Annotated in this window: 14 protein-coding genes and 1 tRNA gene; 9 read left to right on the top strand and 6 right to left on the bottom strand. The window is 70.8% G+C overall.

Annotation, left to right across the window (positions count from 1 at the left end):
- Positions 1 to 32 precede the first annotated feature (32 nt).
- From ACIOMQ_RS37085 to ACIOMQ_RS37075, 3 genes are read left to right on the top strand one after another with little or no spacing between them, the layout of a single operon-like run.
- Positions 33 to 1,706, top strand: a complete 1,674-nt coding sequence (locus tag ACIOMQ_RS37085) for a hypothetical protein (RefSeq protein ID WP_401759352.1) — start codon at positions 33 to 35, stop codon at positions 1,704 to 1,706.
- On the top strand, positions 1,703 to 3,169 hold the full coding sequence (locus ACIOMQ_RS37080) for a M1 family metallopeptidase (RefSeq protein ID WP_401267650.1): 1,467 nt from the start codon (positions 1,703 to 1,705) through the stop codon (positions 3,167 to 3,169). The genes ACIOMQ_RS37085 and ACIOMQ_RS37080 overlap by 4 nt, the downstream gene beginning before the upstream one ends.
- Complete coding sequence (locus tag ACIOMQ_RS37075; RefSeq protein WP_401759348.1) at positions 3,166 to 5,382, top strand: right-handed parallel beta-helix repeat-containing protein; 2,217 nt, start codon at positions 3,166 to 3,168, stop codon at positions 5,380 to 5,382. Before ACIOMQ_RS37080 ends, ACIOMQ_RS37075 begins: the two co-directional genes overlap by 4 nt.
- 318 nt (positions 5,383 to 5,700) lie before the next feature.
- On the opposite strand, the gene ACIOMQ_RS37070 is transcribed toward ACIOMQ_RS37075, so the two are convergent.
- Entirely contained in the window at positions 5,701 to 6,435 is a 735-nt protein-coding gene (locus ACIOMQ_RS37070; protein ID WP_402192153.1) for a TetR/AcrR family transcriptional regulator, read from the bottom strand.
- A gap of 163 nt (positions 6,436 to 6,598) precedes the next feature.
- Here ACIOMQ_RS37070 and ACIOMQ_RS37065 point away from each other — a divergent pair, with 163 nt between their 5' ends.
- Positions 6,599 to 7,552 (top strand): NAD-dependent epimerase/dehydratase family protein, encoded by a 954-nt coding sequence (locus tag ACIOMQ_RS37065; RefSeq protein WP_401987554.1) that lies wholly within the window; start codon positions 6,599 to 6,601, stop codon positions 7,550 to 7,552.
- A 458-nt stretch (positions 7,553 to 8,010) separates the two neighbouring features.
- On the opposite strand, the gene ACIOMQ_RS37060 is transcribed toward ACIOMQ_RS37065, so the two are convergent.
- The gene (locus ACIOMQ_RS37060) at positions 8,011 to 8,913 is read right to left on the bottom strand and encodes a transketolase (protein WP_362211987.1); all 903 of its coding nucleotides are present in this window, start codon (positions 8,911 to 8,913) and stop codon (positions 8,011 to 8,013) included.
- Between the two features lie 57 nt (positions 8,914 to 8,970).
- Positions 8,971 to 9,672: a transketolase gene (locus tag ACIOMQ_RS37055; RefSeq protein WP_362211990.1), complete on the bottom strand. Its 702-nt coding sequence runs from the start codon at positions 9,670 to 9,672 to the stop codon at positions 8,971 to 8,973.
- 128 nt (positions 9,673 to 9,800) lie between these two features.
- Here ACIOMQ_RS37055 and ACIOMQ_RS37050 point away from each other — a divergent pair.
- The 3 genes from ACIOMQ_RS37050 (at position 9,801) to ACIOMQ_RS37040 (ending at position 14,426) form a co-directional block, all read left to right on the top strand.
- Positions 9,801 to 9,874, top strand: a tRNA-Pro gene (locus ACIOMQ_RS37050).
- Positions 9,875 to 10,411: 537 nt separating this feature from the next.
- Positions 10,412 to 12,724 carry an FdhF/YdeP family oxidoreductase gene (locus tag ACIOMQ_RS37045; RefSeq protein ID WP_401987550.1) on the top strand — a complete coding sequence of 771 codons (2,313 nt, stop codon included), beginning with the start codon at positions 10,412 to 10,414 and terminating at the stop codon, positions 12,722 to 12,724.
- Positions 12,725 to 12,980: 256 nt separating this feature from the next.
- A complete protein-coding gene (locus ACIOMQ_RS37040) occupies positions 12,981 to 14,426 on the top strand; it encodes a glyceraldehyde-3-phosphate dehydrogenase (RefSeq protein WP_362212800.1) in 1,446 nt (481 codons plus the stop codon).
- A 430-nt stretch (positions 14,427 to 14,856) separates the two neighbouring features.
- Here the strand turns inward: ACIOMQ_RS37040 and fusA are convergent, their stop codons facing one another.
- On the bottom strand, positions 14,857 to 16,956 hold the full coding sequence (gene fusA / locus ACIOMQ_RS37035; RefSeq protein ID WP_362211810.1) for an elongation factor G: 2,100 nt from the start codon (positions 16,954 to 16,956) through the stop codon (positions 14,857 to 14,859).
- A 697-nt stretch (positions 16,957 to 17,653) separates the two neighbouring features.
- Here fusA and ACIOMQ_RS37030 point away from each other — a divergent pair.
- Positions 17,654 to 18,286 (top strand): class I SAM-dependent methyltransferase, encoded by a 633-nt coding sequence (locus tag ACIOMQ_RS37030; protein WP_362211813.1) that lies wholly within the window; start codon positions 17,654 to 17,656, stop codon positions 18,284 to 18,286.
- Positions 18,287 to 18,325: 39 nt separating this feature from the next.
- Here ACIOMQ_RS37030 and ACIOMQ_RS37025 read toward each other — a convergent pair whose 3' ends face one another.
- Both ACIOMQ_RS37025 and ACIOMQ_RS37020 read right to left on the bottom strand, forming a co-directional pair.
- Positions 18,326 to 18,622: a hypothetical protein gene (locus tag ACIOMQ_RS37025; protein WP_401267667.1), complete on the bottom strand. Its 297-nt coding sequence runs from the start codon at positions 18,620 to 18,622 to the stop codon at positions 18,326 to 18,328.
- A gap of 169 nt (positions 18,623 to 18,791) precedes the next feature.
- On the bottom strand, positions 18,792 to 19,682 hold the full coding sequence (locus tag ACIOMQ_RS37020) for a DUF2510 domain-containing protein (protein ID WP_402192109.1): 891 nt from the start codon (positions 19,680 to 19,682) through the stop codon (positions 18,792 to 18,794).
- Between the two features lie 253 nt (positions 19,683 to 19,935).
- Between ACIOMQ_RS37020 and ACIOMQ_RS37015 the strand changes: the two genes are divergently transcribed.
- Positions 19,936 to 20,715: a crotonase/enoyl-CoA hydratase family protein gene (locus ACIOMQ_RS37015; protein ID WP_362211822.1), complete on the top strand. Its 780-nt coding sequence runs from the start codon at positions 19,936 to 19,938 to the stop codon at positions 20,713 to 20,715.
- Positions 20,716 to 20,763: the final 48 nt, after the last annotated feature.

The raw sequence follows: 20,763 nt of genomic DNA, 5'->3' as shown, positions 1-20,763 counted from the left end.
CTCCTTCCCTTCCCTCTCTCAAGGAGATTCAGGTGTCGAGCTCCACCCCCATCAACCGCAGAGCACTGTTCCGCATGGGTGCGGGCGTCGGCCTCGGACTGGCCGCCGCCCCGCTGCTCGCCGCCTGCGGCGACGGCGGCACGACCGCGAAGGCGGAAGCCAAGAGCGCCTCGCTGCTCCCGGACACCGCCGTCCGCAACATCGGCCTCAAGCCCGACCTGGCAGGCACTGCCGCCGGTGTTCCGCAGGGCTTCTTCAGCTACCCGGCCAAGCCGCTGCGGGCCACGAAGAGCACCCCGCTCAAGGGGGCGAAGCCGATCAGCGCGACGATGGAGACCTTCTCCCCGCCGCCGCCCGCCCGTGGCAAGAACGCCGCGTGGCAGGAGATCGAGAAGCTCCTCGGCGCCCAGGTGGACATCACCGCCGTCCCCGCCGACGACTACGGCACCAAGTTCTCCACCATGCTCGCCAGCGACAGCCTGCCCGATCTCTTCATGTACCCCGAGGTCGGAGGCGTCGACAACAAGGCGGCCTTCCTCCAGGCCAAGTGCGCCGACCTGACCCCGTACCTCGCGGGGGACAAGGTCAAGGACTATCCCAACCTCGCCGCGATACCGAAGGGTGCCTGGCAGGCCGCCATCTTCGGCGGAAAGCTGTACGGCATCCCGATCGCCCGCACCGGCACCGGGGGCGCCGGCTTCTACCGGCACGACCTGTTCGAAGAGGTCGGCGTCACGAGCCTCGACCAGATCACCGACCTCGACCGGTTCGTCGAGGTGTGCAAGGAGCTGACCCGGCCCAAGAAGGACCGGTACGCCATCATCGCGGGTGCCACCACCATGCTGGCGATGTCCGCGGGCGCGCCCTACTACTGGCGGCTCGACGCCAAGACGGGCAAGTTCACCACCGACCTGGAGACGCCGGAGTTCCGCAAGGCCGTGGAGACCGCGCGCGGGCTCTACAAGGCGGGCTGCTTCTATCCGGGCACCCTGCAGATGTCCGGGGCGCAGAAGGCCCAGTACACGGACATGTTCAAGAACGGCAAGGGTGCCTACGTCTACGACGGCATGCCCACCTACCTGGCACCCGGCGTCGGATACATCGCCGCCATGAAGGCGATCGACAAGAAGTACGACCCGCGCCCGTTCGTCCCGGTCGGCAAGGACGCCATCGCCTGGATGGACAACGTCAAGCTGGAGAACACCCATGTGAAGAAGGCGTCCGGGGACCGGGTCAAGGAGATCCTGGCGCTCGCAGACTTCGCCGCCTCACCGTTCGGCAGCCAGGAGTACACGCTGATCAACTACGGCGTCGAGGGCAAGGACTTCACCCGTGACGCCAAGGGCAACCCGGCCCTCACCAAGCAGGGCACCCAGGACGTCACCGTGCCCTGGAAGTTCATGGCCTCCGCCGTACCGGCCATCTTCAGCGCCGACTCGGAGCAGGGCGTCCGCCACGTCCACGACGCCTTCACCAGGATGATCCCGATCATGGAGCAGGACCCGACCCTGCAGTTCTCCTCGCCCACCTGGGACTCGAAGGGCTCCGGAAGCCTCTACACGTTCAAGCAGGACGTGCTCAAGGACATCATCTCGGGCCGCAAGCCCATGTCCGCCTACGACCAGCTCGTCAAGGACTACCTGGCCAAGGGCGGCGAGAAGGCCCGCGGCGAATTCGAGGACGCCTTCCAGAAGGGGAAGAAGTGACCACGAGACGCACGGCACTCAGAATCGGCGGCGCGGCGGTCGCGGCGGCCGTCGCCGTACCCGCGCTCGGCGCGCCCGCTTCCGCGCGGCCGCACGGTTTCGATCCGAAGCCCGGCTCCGACGGCGTCGGCGACCCGCTCTTCCCGACCCTGGGGAACGGCGGCTACCAGGTCGTCCACTACGACCTGACCTTCGACTTCATCCCGGTGACCTACGACTTCACCGCCGTCGTGAAGATCAACGCCAAGGCCACCCAGGACCTCTCCGCGTTCAACCTGGACACCGACGGCCACACCATCGACTCCGTCACCGTCGCCGGCCGCCCGGCGGCCTGGGAGCTCTCGCCCGGCCAGAGCGGCCAGGAGTTCACCGTCACCCCCGCCCGCCCGCTCCACAACGGGCAGGCGTTCACCGCCGAGGTCCGCTACCGGGGCAACGGCAAGGCGCCCCGACTCGGCCTGAGCGGCTGGAAGTTCGGCACCGACGGCGGCTTCGCCTCCGCCGCCCAGTCCTCCCGCGCCGACACCTTCCTGCCCTGCAACGACACCCCGTCGGACAAGGCGACGTGGACCTTCCACATCAGCGCCCCGCAGGGCTACGTCGCCGCCGCCAACGGCGAACTGCTCCGCAAGACCCCGCGCGCCGACGGCTCCACCGTCTGGCACTTCGCCCTGCGCGAGCGCATGGCGACCGAACTCATCGGCATCGCCGTCGTCAAGGGCACCTATCTGTACGGCACCAGTCACCGCGGACTGCCGCTGCGGCACATCGTCCCGCAGGGCCAGGAGGACACGTACGCACCCGTAGTCGCCCGCACCGCGGACCATCTGGCCTGGCTGGAGGCGAAGTTCGGCCGCTACCCGTTCTCCGTCTACGGCGTCCACATCTACGACGGCTACACCGACGCCCTGGAGAACCAGACCCTCTCCCTGTTCTCCACCAACTGGTTCAAGCCCAACGCCAACGGCCGGCCCGGCTACGAGACCACGATGGTCCACGAACTGGTCCACCAGTGGTTCGGCGACTCCGTCACCCCGGACGACTGGCAGCAGGCCTGGCTCAACGAGGGCCCCGCCGTGTACTACGCCGGTCTGTACGGCGAGGAGCGCGGCTGGTCGGTCTTCGAGGACAAGATGAAGGCGACGTACGAGAAGCTCGACGCGGTCCGCGCCGCCGACGGCCCGCCCGGACGGCCCAAGGCGCTCGGCGGCACCAACATCTACGACGGCGGTGCCCTCGTCCTGTACGCGCTCAGCCTGCAGATCGGCCGGCGGAGGTTCGACCGGGTCATGCGTGAGTGGGTGAAGCGCTTCAAGGACTCCACGTACACCAGCGAGGCGTTCATCCGGCACACCGTCGACGTCACCGGCGACCCGTCCCTCGACCCGTTCCTGCGCGACTGGCTCTTCGGAGCCGTGAACCCGCCCATGCCCGGCCACCCCGACTGGAAGGCGTCCGCGTGAACCGCCGCCCCCCGAACGCCGTACGAGGAACCGCCGCTGTCGCCACCGCAACCTTCCTGGCTGCCCTCCTCGCGGCCCCGGCCGCCCACGCCGCACCCGGCGCCCGCACCCTGTACGCGGCCCCGGACGGCCGGGGCGCGTCCTGCACGGTCGCCCGCCCCTGCAGCCCCGAGGGCGCCCGCGACCGGGCCCGCACCGAGACCGGTCGCGACGTCCGCGTCCTGCTGAAGAACGGTACGTACGAGCTCGACGACCCCCTCAGGCTCGGCGCCGCAGACTCCGGGAAGAACGGCCACAACGTCACCTGGACCGCGGCCCCCGGCGCCCGCCCCGTCCTCTCCGGCGGACGGGACATCACCGGCTGGCGGCAGAACACCGACGGCACCTGGACCGCGGACGTCCCGGCAGGCGTCGACCCCCGCCAGCTCTTCGTCGACGGCAGGCGCGCGACCCGTGCCCGCGGCGAGGCCTGCGCGGCGAGCACCTGCGACGCCACGAAGACCGGCATGACCGGCGCGGTCGCCACGGGCATCGCCCAGTGGCGGCGCCCCACCGACGCCGAAGCCGTCATCCGGGTCCGCTGGCGCAACTACCACTGCCGGATCACGGGCGTGAACGGCGATGTCATGACCTTCGCCCAGCCCTGCTGGACCAACTCGGCGAGCGGCACCGACCGCACCGGACCCGCCTGGGACTCCACCGCGGTCGACTCCACCCGCTACAGCGGCGTCGCCTTCTTCGAGAACGCCCCCGAACTCCTGGACCAGCCGGGTGAGTTCGTCTGGAACTCGAAGGACCGCGCCGTCACCTACCTGCCGCGCAAGGGCGAGAACATGCGCCACGCGCGGGCCGTCACCCCGCACACCGAACAGCTGCTCGTCGTCGACGGCGCCCACGATGTCACCGTCAGCGGGATCGGCTTCGCGTACGCGGCATACGGCCGGCCCGGCACCGACGAGGGCTACGCGGGCATGCAGGCCGGTCTCACCCTGACCGGAGCCACCGGCCCCGTCGACCACGCGGGCCGTTTCTACACCAAGCCGGCCGCCGCGGTGACCGTCCGCGGCGGACAGCGCGTCAGCATCGAGAACGCCCGGTTCAGCCGGCTCGGCGGGGCGGGCGCGATCCTCGAAGCGGGCACCAAGGACAGCTCGGTGACCCGCTCCTCCTTCACCGACCTGTCCTCCGGCGCCGTCTACGTGGGCGACACCGAGCCCATGCCGTCGGCGGCGCTCGCGGGGGAGCGGAACACCGTCGCGTACAACACCATCACCCGCTCCGGCGTCGAGTACACCGACTCGGTGGGCATCTGGGCCGGATACGAGGCAGAGTTGACCGTCGACCACAACAGCCTGGACCACCTCCCGTACTCCGGGATCTCGGTCGGCTGGGGCTGGAACCAGCCCGAGGCCCAGAAGTCCGTCCTGCGCGACAACAAGGTGACGAACAACCGGATCACCGACGTCATGGAGGTCGCACAAGAGCAGCACGACGGGGGAGCGATCTACACCCAGGGCGCGCAGCCGGGCACGGTCGTCTCCGGCAACTACATCAACCGCTCCGCCTTCGGCAACACCGAGCGCGACGGCAACGGCATCTACCTCGACGAACAGTCCTCGCACATCGTCGTCGAGAAGAATGTCATCACCCGCATCGGCTACAAGTGGGTGTCCAACTGGGCGGATTACGGGATCCAGAACACCGCCCGGGGCAACTGGACCGACACCGCCGCGCCCGCGCTCGGGGGCAGCGGCTCGGTCATGACGGACAACCTCACCGGCCTGGACCGGCTGCCGGCCGAAGCGCTCACCTTCGCCGCCCGGGCAGGCGCCCACGGCGGCCCGGTCGAGCAGCTGCGGACCGACCTGGCCCGCACCGGCACGGCCACCCAGTCCTCCACCGAGGGCACGGCGGCCGCTGCGCTCGCGCTGGACGCCGACACCAACACGGACACCCGCACGCTGTCCGAGGCGGGCGCCTGGTGGCAGGTCGACCTGGGCGGCGAACGGCACATCCGTCAGGTCGAGATCTGGAACAACTCCTCCTCCACGACGGCCGACTTCGATGTCGTCACGGACGACGGGACGGTCCACGTCAGCGGAAAGGCACTGCGCCCGACCGTCCTGAACCTGGACAGCCGGACCCGCACCGTGAAGATCGTGGCCTCCGGCACGGGACGCGTGGCGCTCTCCCAGGTGCTCGTCCACCCGTAGCGGTCGCTCCCCACCGCCGGGCCGCTCACCCCGGCCCCCCGGCGCCGCCGGTCACCCGACCGGCGGCGCTTCCGTGCCCGCCCGCACCACCATTGAGCCCGCCACCCGAACGACGCGGGCCCACCGCCCGCTCCCGCAGCACCGCGCGATCACGTCCTCGCCCGTCGGGGCCGGCGGCAGCGCCACCGTGCGGAGGGGCGGTGACACTCCCGTACCAGCGCGGGACGCCGTCGAAGCCCGCGAGTGAAACGTCCTCCGGCACCGGCGGACCCTCCTCGCGCGGCGCCGCCGGCGCACCGCCGTCCGACGGCCCGCCACTCACTTCAGCCCGAAGGCGTCCGCGAGCATCTCCGTCTGCGCGCCCAGCAACGTGACGCCGCTGTGCCCCATTCCGGCGAACTGCCCCGCGGCCTCCAGCCCCGCCGAACCGTGCAGCTGCGCCCACGCCAGCACCGCACCCGCCAGCGCCCGGGCCGGTCGTCCGGCGTCGTCGGGTTCCCCGGCGGCAGGCGGCGCGTACCCGGCCACCCACGTGCCGACGGCCTCGTCCTCACCCAGCCACGCCGCCATCTCCGCCACCACCGGGGCGACCCCGGCCCCGGGTGTCCCGTCCGCGAAGACCGGGAGGAACGGTCCGAGGACGGCGCGCGCCCGGTCCAGGGTGTCGTCCGGAGCGACGTAGCCCGGCACGGGTGCGCCCTGGACCAGCAGATAGCGGTGCGGCTCCGCCACCGCCCAGGCCCGGTAGCCATCCGCCAGGGCGTGCAGTTGCGCGCGCGGGTTCCGAGAAGCGGCCGCCGCGCCGCTCGCCGCTTCGGCCATCGCCGTCGCCGCATCGTCGTACGCATCGCGGATCAGGGCGCTCAGCAGATCGTCGCGGCTGGCGAAGTAGCGGTAGAGAGCCGGTCCCGAGAGCCCCATCTCCTTGGCGATACGGGTCAGCGCCAGTGCCCCGACCCCGCCCTCCGCGAGCTGCTGAAGTGCGACGTCCTTGATCTCCGACCGGGTCTGTTCCCGGTACCGGGCGCGGGGCCCCTGCTGGGCTCGGACCATCACCGGCTCCCCTTCGCTAGGCATGCTCACTTCTGTTACGGAGTCTAACAGCGACCCTTGCGAAGGTCCTTCACGAAAGTTATGGTCCATAACCAACGCAAGGATAAGTAACTCGCCAAGCCGGACAAGAGTCCGGTCAGGAGCCGATCAAAAGGGGTATGTGATGACCGCAATACGTAATCTCCAGGTCGTTCTCGGTGCCGGTCCGGCCGGCACCGCGCTCGCCGTCGAGCTGGCCCGCCGCGGCCATCCGGTCCGGCTCGTCGACCGCGCGGGCGACGGGCCCGCGATCGAGGGCGTCGAGCGGTCCGCCGCCGATGTGTCGACCGAGGAGGGCGCCCGGTCGGCGGCGGACGGTGCCGCCGTCGTGTACCACTGCGTCAACGTCGGCTACCACCTCCAGGTCGAGGTCATGCCGCGGATCCAGGAGGCGGTTCTCGCGGCGTCCGAAGCGGTCGGAGCCCGGCTCGTCGTGCTCGACACGCTCTACCCGTACGGCGAGACGCGCGGCGCGGTCATGACCGAGGACACCCCGTGGAACGCGACCACCCGCAAGGGCAGGATGCGCGCCGAGCTGGACGCCCGCTACCTCGCCGCGCACAAGGAGGGCCGGCTCCGCGTCGTCCTCGGCCGGTCTGCCGACTTCGTCGGACCCGGTGTCCTCAACTCCACGCTCGGGGGCGCCGTTTTCCCGGCCGCGCTGACCGGGGGAGAGGTCCCGGCTCTCGGTGACATCGACCTGCCGCACAGCTATACGTACATCGGTGATGTCGCGGCCGGGCTCGCCACACTGGGAGAGAACCCGGACGGTGACGGCCGGGTCTGGCACCTGCCCACCGCCCCGGCGCTGACCACCCGTCAAATCCTTGGAATGATCGAGGAAGGTGCCGGCCGCCCCCTGAACATCGTGGCCGTCGGTGAACCGCGCCCCTTCGGCCCCTTCGACGAGGTCTTCATGGCGGAGTACGCCGAGATGTTCTATCAGCACACGGAGGCGCAGATCGTCGACTCCTCGGCCATCGGGCGGGCGTACGGACTCGTCCCCAACCCCCTTGCCGCCACGGTGGATTCGACGCTCGCCTGGTACCGGGAGCTGCTGGCCGCCCGCTCGGTCTGAGTCCCACGGACGCCCTGCCCCGGCCGGTCGACCGGCCCGCCCGGCCTCCGGCGGTCCCGCGCGTGCCGGAAGGCAGGACGGGGTGGGCCGTGGTCACGTCACGCACCCGGCGGACCCGCGCGCGTGCCGGAGGGCAGCCGTGGCAGGTCGCATGCCGCTCGACGGCTCATGGGCGCTCCCTGTGCGGCTGCTGCCGACCGCGGGATGCGGAAAGCGCCTTCTGGAGGGCATCGTTCAGCGCGGGATCAGGTTGTGACGGCGCCCATGGGCCGGAAGCCCGCTCCGTGACCTCGGGGTGACCCGCGTGCTCCCGGCGCTGCGGGGGGAGAGCGGTCGCCCGCGGTCCGGGGGTTCCCGTTGTGGGCCGCTGCTCCCGAGGGATCCCGCGGCCCGAGGGATCCCCTGGTCCGGGGCCACCGCTCCCGAGGGCACCCGCTGTCCAGGGGTTCCCGCCCCGTTCAGTGACGGAGGAACGCGCCGATTCGCTCCCGCAGCCCCCGAGGATCCAGCCCGTGGGCGGCGAGGTGCTCGTCCATCTGCCCGTACCTGCGCAGCTCCGCCCGCCCCACCCCGAGCCCCAGCACCCGGTGCGGCTGCTCGGCGAGCGCGTCATTGGCGGCGGCCGTGGACGTGCCTGCCAGATAGGGCTCGACGATCACCACATCGGCGGACCCCTGGCCGCCGACCGCTCTCCGCAGCCCGGCCCGGTCGAACGGGCGCACCGTCGTCGCGTACAGCACGGTCACGTCGAGGCCGTCGGTCGCTGCGAGGACGTTGTCGAGCATCGGTCCGACCGCGATCACCACCCCGCCCGTCCCCTCGCGCACCGAGGTGAACCCGGCCCCGGCGCCGACCGGCCTCGCCCGGCCGTTCGACTGGAGCGACAGCCGTACATACACCCGGCCCTCCCCGGCCGCGGCTTGCCGCAGCAGTTCCTCGGCCTCGTCGGGATGGCCCGGCACATGGATCGTCCAGTCGTCGAGGGTGTCCATGAGGGCGACATCGCCCGGCGACATATGGGTGAAACCGCCGGCCGGCCAGTCGTACGAGCCCCCGGCGCTCACCAGCACCCCACCCACCCCTTGATGGCCGAAGTCCAGCTTGACCTGCTCGAACGGCCGCTCCACCAGAAAGCTGGCGAAGGTGTGCACGATCGGCCGCAGTCCGGCGAGTGCCATCCCGGCGCCCGCCCCGATCAGCAGCTGTTCCCTGATGCCCACATTGATGACCCGGTCCGGATGGGCCCGCTCGGCCCGCTCGAATCCGTCCCGGCTGATCTCGGCCAGCACCAGCGCGAGGCGGGGTTCCTCGTCCAGCAGGTGCGAGGTGGTCGAGATGAATCGGTCACGCATCGTGTCCATGTGAAGTGTCCCTCTCCGTTTCGTTGTCTTCGCGTCCCGGGGCCCTGTCCGGTGGCTTCAGTACTTGGGGTCGACGCGTGCGACCACGGCTCGCGGGTGCCCGGGGTGCGGCGCGGTGAAGGCCGCGTACAGCGCCTCGTGGTCCCGTCCGTCGACGGAGTCGACCGACCAGCCGGCGGCCTCGAACCGGGCCGCGATCCCGCCGGGCCGGCCGTAGGAAGCCGACGCGTTGTCGATCACCACGGTGTGCAACTGCTCCAGCCCGGCCGGGCCCGCGTACGCGATCGCCTCGTGATTGCTGCCCTCGTCCAGCTCGGCGTCCCCGATCAGCACCCACACCCTCGGGTCGGTCAGCCCCCGCGCCCGCAGTCCGAGCACGCTCCCTACGGCCAACGGCAGTCCGTGCCCCAGTGAGCCGCTGCCGATCTCGACCCCCGGCACCAGCGTCCGGTCCGGGTGGTGCCCGAGCGGGGAGTCGTACGCCCCGAACCCCGACAGCAGTTCCTCGGCGAAGAAGCCGTGGGCGGCCAGGACCGCGTAGTACGCCATCGGGCCATGCCCCTTGGACAGCAGGAACCGGTCGCGGCCGGGCGCGTCGACGGTGCCGGGTGCCACCCGCAGCACCCGGCCGTACAGCACCCAGAGGGCGTCCAGCGTGGAGGTCGCGGCGGGACCGTGCTTCTCGTCCCCCGTCATCAGGCTCATCAGCCGGTTCATGTCGCGGTAGCCGCCCGTTGGCACGGCAGTCGTGTTCGTCATGAACCCAGCGTTGAACATCAAGCTCGGTTGAGGTCAAGTTGCGAGAAAGGCGTTCGTGACCACCCGTCCAAGTGCGGTATTGTTCTCATGCGCGTTCGGCCAGGGGAAACCCCAGGTCAGGCGGGCATCGGGACGTGGCGCAGCTTGGTAGCGCACTTGACTGGGGGTCAAGGGGTCGCAGGTTCAAATCCTGTCGTCCCGACTGTGCATTGGGCACGTCGGAGGCCGTTCTCTCATCCATGGGAGGGCGGCCTTTTCCTTACCCACCGCCGAGCCGGTAACCGTGCGTGTCGGGGCGGCCACGGCATCGCCGGACCCATGTCCACCAGGACCTTCATGACTGCCGTGACCGGCAAGGTTCCGTTGCCGACGCGCCGAGGGAGCCGACTCGGCGGCGGACGGGTGCCGGGGCTCTGCTGCCCGGCATTCTCCATGTGACGGCGGTCATGTACCGCACCCCTGCCCGCCGGCCCCATGGCCGCGACGGCCGCTCGCGGCAGAGTGGCGGCCGCATGTCCGGGGCCCCGATCCAGTCGCTCGGAGTTCCTCCCGGCCGATGCGCCCCATGTCCTGCGGCAGCCGGCATCCCTCACCCGGCCCGCCGGCCTCGTACAGGAATGACTGTTCGAGCCGATTCGGGAGTGCCTCGCGGCTGCCTCGCGGGGGTGGGACAGCGGACCTAGGCTGAGTGGAATTGCTGTTCATCGGCCCACGCCCGCGTGGCGGAAGGGTGAGAGTCTTGAGCGCGTCGAACGAGGAGCAGGAAAGGCCGGAGCCCCGTGTGGGGCCCACTCCCACGGACGGTCCGCGGTTCCGCCCCTATCGCCATCCCGCCGCCGGCTGGGGTGCCGCCAAGAGCGTGAGCCAATTCCTGGTGCGTGAGGGCGCGCTGGTGGACGGCCCGCGGGCGATCGCGCGGATGAACCACGAGAACACCGGCTTCGACTGCCCGGGATGCGCGTGGCCCGATGACACCAAGGGGCTGCACCTCGACATCTGTGAGAACGGGATCAAGCACGTCACCTGGGAGATGACCCGTAAACGGGTCGGCCGTGAGTTCTTCGCCGCCCACTCGGTGACCGAGCTGTCCGGGTGGAGCGACTACGAGCTGGAAAACCAGGGCCGGTTGACCGAACCGATGGTCTACGACCCCGATTCGGACCATTACGTCCCCATTGGCTGGAAGGACGCGTACGAGGTGGCCGGCCGTGCCCTGCGCGGGCTGGACTCCCCGAACCAGGCATCGTTCTACACCTCCGGCCGTCTCGGCAACGAGGCCACCTTCCTGTACCAGTTGATGGCCCGCGAACTGGGCACGAACAACCTGCCGGACTGCTCCAACATGTGCCACGAGGCCAGCGGCCGCGCCCTGCAGGCGTCGCTGGGCACCAGCAAGGGGACCGTCGACCTCAAGGACTGGGAGAGCGCGGACGCCCTGTTCATCCTGGGAGTCAACGCGGCCTCCAACGCGCCGCGGATGCTCACCGCCCTCTCCGACGCGCATCGCCGCGGCGCCCGGATCGTGCACATCAATCCGCTGGTCGAGGCGGCCGCCACGCGCACCATCGTCCCGCACGACTTCACGGACATGGCGCTCTTCAAGGCGACGCGGACCAGCACCTTGAACCTGCAGCCGCGCATCGGCGGCGACATGGCGCTGCTGCGCGGCATGGCCAAGGCGGTCCTGGAGCAGTCCCGAGCCGACCCCAAGGCCCTGGACCAGGAGTTCATCGCCCGCCACACCGCCTCCTTCGAGGACTACCGGGCCCTGTGCGAGTCCACGCCGTGGGAGGAGATCGAGAACCAGTCCGGGGTGAGCCGCGCCGACATCCTCGAAGCGGCGCGCGTGTACGGCGATGCCGATCGCAGCATCGTCAGCTGGTGCCTGGGCGTCAGCCAGCACGAGCACGGCGTCGACACCGTCCGGGAGATCGTCAACCTGCTTCTCCTGCGCGGCAACCTGGGACGGGAAGGAGCAGGACCCTCACCCGTACGCGGGCACAGCAACGTCCAGGGCAATCGCACCTGCGGCATCGATCACCGGCCCGGCGAGGAGTTCCTGGACCGCTTGGCCCGGGTCTGCGGGATCCAGCCGCCTCGTGAGCACGGCCTGGACACCGTCGGCACCATCCGGGCGATGCACCGGGGCGATGTGAAGGTGTTCGTCGGTATGGGCGGCAACTTCGCCCTCGCGGCGCCCGACACCCAGTACACCTGCGCGGCGCTGCGCTCCTGCGACCTCACCGTCCAGGTGAGCACCAAGCTGAACCGCAGCCATCTCGTCCACGGCCGTCAGGCCCTCATCCTGCCGTGCCTGGGCCGCACCGAGAAGGACCATCAGCGCAAGGGCGTCCAGAGCATGTCCGTCGAGGACTCGATGAGCATGGTCCACCTGTCCGTCGGCATGAAACGCCCCGCCTCCCCGCACCTGCTGTCCGAGCCCGCCATCATCGCCGGCCTGGCCCGCGCCGCACTGCCCGACAGCACCACTCCCTGGGAGCGGTACATCGAGGACTACGACCGCATCCGGGACACCATGGCCCAAGTCCTCGACGGCTTCGAGGACTTCAACCGCCGTGTGCGCCTGCCCCTCGGCTTCCGCATCAAGCAACCCGCCCGCGAACTGGTCTTCCTCACCCCGTCCGGACGCGCCGAGTTCTCCACCGCTGCCCTGCCCGACGTCGTCCCTGCCCCCGGCACCCTGGCACTGGGCACCCTGCGGTCCCACGACCAGTGGAACACCACCATCTACTCCGACAACGACCGCTACCGAGGCATCAAGAACCTGCGCACGCTCGTCTTCATGAACCGGGCCGACATGCGCGAACGCGGCATCTCCGACCTCGCTCCCGTCGACATCACCAGCACCGCCAAGGACGGCAGCAAGCGATACCTCAACGGCTTCCTCGCCATCCCCTACAACATCCCCCGAGGCTGCGCGGCCGGATACATGCCCGAGATGAACGTGCTGTGCGCGCTCTGCGACCACAGCACCCAGAGCGACCAGCCGATCATGAAACACGTCAAGGTCACCATCGGCCCCGCCGCCTGAGCGGGGAACGCGCAGGGGCGGAGCCCCGGCCGATGGGAGGGGCGGCGGTGGTGCCGGGATCACGCAGTGGGCAAAGTTGATCAAATGTGCGCAAATCGGAACGTGTCGGAACGGCTTTATGCGGCAAACCGGCCCATTCTCTGCACCGGCATGGCCGTGGGGTCGATCGCGGCATCCCGCCCAAGCCGCACCGCTTGAATGATCAAAAGTGCAGGGGGTTAGCATATGAGCGCCGCCTAGCTCGAAAGATAAGCCTGTGACTGTCAATGACGACTCGTTCACCAACTGGAAGAACCGCGAGGAGATCGCGGAGTCGATGATCCCCGTCATCGGGAAGCTGCACCGCGAGCGGGACGTGACGGTCCTGCTGCACAGCCGCTCCTTGGTGAACAAGTCGGTGGTCAGCATTCTCAAGATCCACCGATTCGCCCGCCAGATCGACGGCGAGGAACTCTCGGTCACCGAGACGCTGCCGTTCCTGCAGGCTCTCACCACGCTCGATCTCGGCCCTTCCCAGATCGACATCGGAATGCTCGCCGCGACGTTCAAGACCGACGGCCGCGGTCTCTCGGTCGAGGAGTTCACCGCCGAGGCCGTCGCCGGCGCCACGGGCGCCAACAAGATCGAGAGCCGCGAGGGACGCGATGTCGTCCTCTACGGCTTCGGCCGCATCGGCCGTCTCGTCGCCCGGCTGCTCATCGAGAAGGCCGGCTCCGGCAACGGCCTGCGGCTGCGCGCCATCGTCGTCCGCCAGGGCGGCGATCAGGACATCGTCAAGCGCGCCTCGCTGCTGCGCCGCGACTCGATCCACGGCCAGTTCCAGGGCACGATCACCGTCGACGAGGCGAACAGCACGATCGTCGCCAACGGCAACGAGATCAAGGTGATCTACGCCAACGACCCGTCGGAGATCGACTACACGGCGTACGGCATCAAGGACGCCATCCTCATCGACAACACCGGCAAGTGGCGCGACCGCGAGGGCCTGTCGAAGCACCTGCGCCCCGGAATCGACAAGGTCGTCCTGACGGCCCCGGGCAAGGGCGACGTCCCCAACATCGTGCACGGTGTCAACCACGACACGATCAAGCCGGACGAGCAGATCCTCTCCTGCGCCTCCTGCACCACCAACGCGATCGTCCCGCCGCTGAAGGCGATGGCGGACGAGTACGGCGTGCTGCGCGGGCACGTGGAGACCGTCCACTCGTTCACCAACGATCAGAACCTGCTGGACAATTACCACAAGGCCGACCGGCGTGGCCGCTCGGCGCCGCTCAACATGGTCATCACGGAGACGGGTGCCGCCTCCGCCGTCGCCAAGGCGCTGCCCGAGCTGAAGGCGCCGATCACCGGCAGCTCGATCCGCGTTCCCGTACCGGACGTCTCGATCGCGATCCTCAGCCTGCGGCTCGGCCGCGAGGCCGAGCGCGAGGAGGTCCTCGACTACCTCCGCAACGTGTCGCTGACCTCGCCGCTCAAGCGCCAGATCGACTTCACCACCGCCCCGGACGCGGTGTCGAGCGACTTCATCGGCTCGCGCCACGCCTCGATCGTCGATGCCGGCGCCACCAAGGTCGAGGGCGACAACGCGATCCTCTACCTGTGGTACGACAACGAGTTCGGCTACTCCTGCCAGGTCATTCGCGTCGTCCAGCACGTGTCCGGCGTGGAGTACCCGACCTACCCGGTTCCGCTGGTCTGATCTCGGCGGCCCCTTCGGTCCGATGCCCCGGCATGCGGGGCGGCAACCGGTTCCGACGGCATCCGGTCGCTCTCCCACCGCCACCCGCCGCCTGCGGTCCGGCGAACTCCGCGGGACCACTTCGGTGAGAAGCCGCCGAATCCTCAACTTCCGGTTTCTCCGGGGTCATTGACACCATCGTGCTCACCGGTTCGCCGTCCGGCAACGGGGAGTACGGACGGGGCCGAATGATGTCCTGGCACATCTGACCTTCAGGGAACGGTTCGCTCGCAAGAGGGTGCGCTTCCAGCGCAGATCCGCCGTGGCCGGAGTGCGGCCGCCGCCTGCCCCCGGCAGGCGGGGAGCGACCGCGTCGGCCCCCCCCCCCGGGGGGGGGGGGCCCCCCCCGGGGGCCCCCCCCCGGGGGGGGGGGGGCCCCGACCCCGGGGGTCTACCGGTCCGGTGTCCCCCGGGGCACCGTGCTCGGCACCGGGGCGTAGCCGGTGGCCCGGGTGGTGAAGGTCCCCCGGCCCCGGGTCCGGCTGCGCAGCCGGGTCGCGTAGCCGAACAGCTCCGCCAGGGGCACGGTCGCGGTGATCACCGACGCGCCGGCCCGCGCGGTCGAGGCCGAGACCCGTCCGCGCCGTGCGGCCAGGTCGCCGAGCACCCCGCCCACGGCGTCGTCGGGCACGGTGACGGTGACCTCCACCACCGGTTCCAGCAACACCATCGCGCTGTTGCGCAACGCCTCACGGAGCGCGAGCCGGCCGGCCGTGCGGAACGCCATCTCCGAGGAGTCCTTGGAGTGGGTCGCCCCGTCGGTCAGTGTGACCCGCAGCCCGGTCACCGGGTGACCGCCGAGTGGGCCCTCGGCCAGGGCGTCCCGGCAGCCGGCCTCGACCGCCCGGACGTACTCCTGCGGCACCCGGCCCCCGACGACGACCGACCGGAACACGAAGCCCACCGTGCCGCCCAAGCCGTCGCCACCCGCGGCCCGCAGCGGCTCCGCGTCCAGGACGACGTGGGCGAACTGACCGGCGCCGCCGTCCTGCTTGACGTGCCGGTACACCAGTCCGGAGACGCCGCGGACGACCGTCTCCCGGTAGGCCACCTGCGGCCGGCCGACCCCGACCTCCAGCCCGTGAGCACGGCGGATCTTCTCCACCGCGACCTCCAGATGCAGTTCCCCCATTCCCGACAGCACCGTCTGACCGGTCTCGGGGTCGGACCGGACCACCAGCGACGGGTCCTCCTCGACCAGCCGCGCCAGCGCGGACACCAACCGGTCGGTGTCGACGCTTCTGCGGGCCTCCACCGCCACGGAGACCACCGGGTCGGCGACGGAAGGCGGTTCGAGAACCAGGGGCGCCGCGGGTGCGCACAGGGTCGCCCCGGCGCGTGCCGCCTTGAGCCCGATCACCGCGACGATGTCCCCGGCCGACGCCTGGTCCACGTCCGAGTGCTGCCCGGCCCGGACCCGCAGGATCCGGCCGATGCGCTCGTTGCGCCGCGCGCCCACGTCCAGCACCGCGTCCCCCTTCCGGATCGTTCCCGAGTACACACGCAGGTAGGTCAGCCGCCCCGTGGCGGTCGAGTTCACCTTGAACACCAGCGCGGCGAACGGCGCGGCCGGGTCGGCGGGCCGCTCCTGCTCGGCGCCGTCCAGGGTGCCGCGTACCGCCGGCACATCCAGCGGCGAGGGCAGATAGGCCACGACGGCCTCCAGCAGGGGCTCGATCCCGCGGTTGCGGTAGGCCGATCCGCACACCACCACAACGCCCTCACCGCTACGGGTCAAATCGCGCAATGCGGCCGCCAGGGTCCGGGCGGAGACCGTCGAATCCGTGCAGAACTCCTCCAACGCCGTCGGATGGAGCTCCGCCACGGTCTCCTCCAGCACCCGGCGCCGCCGGTGCGCCTCTTCCCGCAGACCGTCCGGCACCGGTCCCTCCTCGAACGTGCCGCGGCCGTCGGCCCAGACCAGCGACCGCATGCGCAGCAGATCCACCACTCCGGTGAACCCGTCCTCCTTCCCGATCGGCAACTGCACCACCAGCGGGACCGTGCCCAGCCTCTCCCGTATCGACGCGACCGCCGAGTCGAGGTCGGCACCGGCGCGGTCCAGCTTGTTGACGAAGGCGATCCGAGGCACCCCGTGCCGATCGGCCTGCCGCCACACCGACTCGCTCTGCGGCTCGACCCCCGCGACGGCGTCGAACACCGCGATGGCACCGTCGAGCACCCGCAGCGAGCGCTCCACCTCGTCCGAGAAGTCGACGTGGCCCGGGGTGTCGATCAAGTTGATCCGGTGGCCGCCCCAGTCACAACTCACCGCAGCGGCGAAGATGGTGATTCCCCGGTCCCGTTCCTGGGGGTCGAAGTCGGTGACGGTCGTCCCGTCATGGACCTCGCCCCGCTTGTGGGTGGTGCCGGTGAGGTAGAGGATCCGTTCGGTGACGGTGGTCTTGCCGGCATCGACGTGGGCGAGGATGCCCAGGTTGCGAACGCCGGTCGGCGGACTGGTGGGATGACGGTGCAGTTCGGTACGCACGGCCCATGGCCTTTCGGGGTGATCCGGATGCGGGGCGGCGCGATGTCCGGACGAGCCGGCCTGCGGTCAGGCCACGCAGCAACCCCTGCCGCGGCGCACCGTATCGGCGCGCAGCCGCCCCGGCGCCTCAACGCCGATGGGACAGAGGTCAGTTGCTCGTCTCGGATCTCCGGTACCGGCCGCGCAGCGGGCACCGGGCGCTCGAAGACACCAGGATCACCTCGTACCGTGACGGGGGGACGACAACGGCGCTGCGCTCACGCATGGCCGGTCTCCCCTCGCTCGTCATGGTGCGCACGCGATGTTGCCGCCGTGTGCGCTTCGCGGCGAGTGTAGTGAGCCCGGTGCGGGCTGGTCACCGGATTTTCCGCTTGGCGTCGTATCCGGCGAAGCGCCCGGTGCGCCGGCCGGTCGAGCGGGTGGGGTGTTTCCGTGGTGGCCGCCCGTGACGATCCGGAATCCGCACCCGCCGTACCGGAACGGCGTGTCGAAAGAACGCCCCACGGCGCTGATGCCGGCGCCGTGCCCGACGGTGCCATCGCCATGGTGTGGACGGCGGTCGCACCCGCCACCGACCGGGCCCGGCGCGGACCGGCTTCCGACCGGGGTCCCCGACCGGGCGGCGGAGCGTTGAAGGCCGCTGTGAATGATGAAACGATCCCGGGGAGCCGCCGGGGCAATGGAAGGACGCGCATCGATGGACGAAGACCAAGGCCTCCCCGCCGCAACCGTGTTCGACGCTCTGGGCGCCGAGTACGAGCGGGCGTTCGCCGACTCGGCCACCCACCACGCCTCGCTGCGGTGGCTGTTGGACCGCCTCGCCCCGCACAGCCGGGTCCTGGACGTGGGCTGCGGAACGGGCCGGCCGACCGCGCGGACCCTTGCCGACGCCGGTCACGACGTGCTGGGTGTCGATGTGTCGCCCGTCATGGTGGATCTGGCGGCCCGACAGGTGCCCGGCGCGTCCTTCGAGTGCGCCGACATTCGCGGACTTCCTCTGGAGGAGCGGAGTTTCGACGCGATCTGCGTCTACTTCTCGTTGCTTCAGATGTCCCGCGACGACCAGTCCCGGCTCCTGCGGAAGCTGGGGCGGCTGCTGGTGCCCGGAGGCCACCTGGTCGTCGCCACGGTGCCGCTGGACGTCGAGGACGTCGGCGTCGTCTTCATGGGACAGAAGGTACGGGCGACCAGTTTCGGCGCCGAGGAGTTCACCCGGCTGGTCGCCGGGGCCGGGTTCACGATCATGTGGGAGCAGAGCGGCCTGTTCACCCCGGCCCACGAAGGAGCCTCGGCCGAGCCCCAGTTGTTCCTGCACTGCCGGCGGACCTGACACCCGGGGTTCCGCCCGGTGCGCCGGGCCCGTGGCCCCTCAGCGCTCGCGCGGCGGCGCCACGGGCCTGCGCGGGCGCCGTACCCCCGGGCGCCGCCGCACAAGAGAGCCCGGGCGCCTGCACACGTTCAGCGGCTCCTGCCACCTGCGCAGCGCCTGCCTGCCGCACCTGCGCCACTGTGCGGGCGAGACGGGTACGGGCTGCCCGCCCCTGGTGACCATCGCGTTGACCGGCGTCATCGGGTCCGTCGACATGGTCTTGGCCAGCAGCACCCCGATCACCAGTGGCGCCAGGGTCACGGCCAGGGCCGTTCCGGCTGTGGTGACATGCTGCATGCGGGGACGGTGCGGTGCGTCAGGAGCCATGGCGGTCATTCGATCAGCCGCGGCCCGCCGCCGGATGGGACGACGTACTCAGTCCGGCCGTCCTTTCGTACTCACCCCGTCGGCGCTCGCACGGCGGTGTATGACGCCCGCCCCGCCCACCCGGTCCTCCGCCGTGTTCCTACGCGGTGGTGCCGGGACCGGAGCCCGCTCCCGAGGCGGCCTTGATGCCCTCGGTGATGTCGTCCATGACGGACAGTTCCGGAGCCTTGGCGGCGATGTCGAAGCCGGAACGCACGACGATCAGCATGTCCTTGGCGTGGGGGGACGGGAAGGCCAGCGACTGGACGTACCCGTCGTCGCCGCTCTTCGTCACCACCTTCCAGCGCACCAGATAGCCCTGTTGGCCGGCCACGGTGACCGGACCGGACTTGAGCTGCTGATGCGAGGTGATGCCTCCGTAGATCTTCTCGCCGTAGGACTCCTCGGCGTTCGAGGAAATGTCCTTCGTCGCCGTGGCCTTCGCCGTTGTGGTGTCGAGCTTCAGGGCCTTCGCCGGCATGGAGAACACCCCGCCGCGCACGCACTGCTCGGACGTGTTGCCGGGGCAGGCGTACTCGCCGGTGGTCACTCCCGCTCCGGCGATCCCCGACGTGCCCGTCCATCCGTCGGGCACCGGGAGACTGATGCCACTGGCCAGGTCCGTGGCGAAGCCGTCCTCGGTCTGCGGCAGCTGTCGCTCGGGTGCCCCGCCCCCACCGCCGCCCCCGCGGCCGCCGCCTCCCGGCGCGCCCGGCCCGCGGCTGGGCGCGCCGGACGGCGCGGTGGCCGCATCGTCCTTCGACCCGCCTGAATGGTCCGACAGCAGGAAGAGGCCGCCTCCGACGGTCGCGAGCACCACCGCACCGGCGGTGATGCCGATGCCGATGCGCAACCGGCGGCGCCGGATCGCGGCGGGCGGTACGCGGAGGTGGTCGGTCCACTGGCCGCCGTCCCACCAGCGCTCGTGAAGGGGGCCGGTTCCTGTATGCCCGGGGTCTGGATGCCAACCGGGCGGGCTCGTCTGGGTCACGCGGCCCACCGTAGAACGGTTGCGTGAGAATCAGATGAATCCGGGCCCCGCCCGGGTGAAGACCGTCACCGCCTTCGGCTCCCTTCGAAACGAGGGCGAAGGTCTCCGATGCCGCCCCTGCCGACCGCGCCCGTGCCAGGCTGGCCGGACACGGGGTTCCGAAGACCGTGCGCTTCGTGGACGCCACCCCGTGTGTCCCGGTCGGAAAGATCCTCCGCCGGGCCCTGCGCGACCCCCTGTGGGAGGGCGGACGATGAGCGAGAAACCCGCGGTACGGATCGAGCGCGACGGCCCCGTGTTCACCGTGATCCTCAGCCGGCCCGAGGTCCGCAACGCCGTGGACGGCCCGACGGCTGGTCAACTGGCCGACGCCTTCCGTGAGTTCGATGCCGATCCGGAGGCGGCCGTCGCCGTGCTGTGGGGCGAGGGCGGTACGTTCTGCGCGGGTGCCGACCTGAAGGGCATCGGTACGGAACGCGGCAACCGGGTCCTGGCCGGGGGCGACGGGCCGATGGGGCCGACCCGTATGAACCTGAGCAAGCCCGTCATCGCGGCCGTCTCGGGGCACGCGGTGGCCGGAGGGCTGGAGTTGGCCGTCTGGTGTGATCTGCGGGTGGCCGAGGACGACGCGGTGTTCGGGGTGTACTGCCGCCGCTGGGGAGTCCCGTTGGTCGACGGCGGGACCGTACGGCTGCCACGGCTGATCGGTGAGAGCCGGGCCATGGACATGATCCTCACCGGGCGCCCCGTCCCGGCCTCGGAGGCGTACGCCATGGGGCTCGCCAACCGGATCGTCCCACCCGGCGAGGCGCGCCGCGCGGCGGAGCGGCTCGCCCGGGAGATCGCCGCGTTCCCGCAACTGTGCCTGCGCCACGACCGGCTCTCGGCGCGCGAGCAGCACGGTCTGAGCGAGCCGGACGCCCTGGCCGCGGAGTACCGGCACGGCCTGGTGCCGCTCACCGCGGGAGAGACGCAGGCCGGTGCCGACCGGTTCGGAGGCGGTGCGGGCCGCCACGGGTCCTTCGCCGACTGAACGGGCAGCGGAGCCGTCTTCGCACCGCCGAGGTGGACGGAGTACGCC

This window comes from Streptomyces sp. NPDC087845 (genome assembly GCF_044742755.1).
GTDB lineage: Bacteria > Actinomycetota > Actinomycetes > Streptomycetales > Streptomycetaceae > Streptomyces.
This window is presented reverse-complemented; position numbering and strand designations above follow the sequence as displayed.

Excerpts from the sequence above, each read along its gene's own strand:
- ACIOMQ_RS37025 (WP_401267667.1), bottom strand. The coding sequence starts at position 18,622 with ATGCAGCATGTCACCACAGCCGGAACGGCCCTGGCCGTGACCCTGGCG.
- ACIOMQ_RS37060 (WP_362211987.1), bottom strand. The coding sequence starts at position 8,913 with ATGGACACGATGCGTGACCGATTCATCTCGACCACCTCGCACCTGCTG.
- ACIOMQ_RS37030 (WP_362211813.1), top strand. The coding sequence starts at position 17,654 with ATGGACGAAGACCAAGGCCTCCCCGCCGCAACCGTGTTCGACGCTCTG.
- ACIOMQ_RS37055 (WP_362211990.1), bottom strand. The coding sequence starts at position 9,672 with ATGACGAACACGACTGCCGTGCCAACGGGCGGCTACCGCGACATGAAC.
- ACIOMQ_RS37015 (WP_362211822.1), top strand. The coding sequence starts at position 19,936 with ATGAGCGAGAAACCCGCGGTACGGATCGAGCGCGACGGCCCCGTGTTC.
- ACIOMQ_RS37070 (WP_402192153.1), bottom strand. The coding sequence starts at position 6,435 with ATGGTCCGAGCCCAGCAGGGGCCCCGCGCCCGGTACCGGGAACAGACC.
- ACIOMQ_RS37065 (WP_401987554.1), top strand. The coding sequence starts at position 6,599 with ATGACCGCAATACGTAATCTCCAGGTCGTTCTCGGTGCCGGTCCGGCC.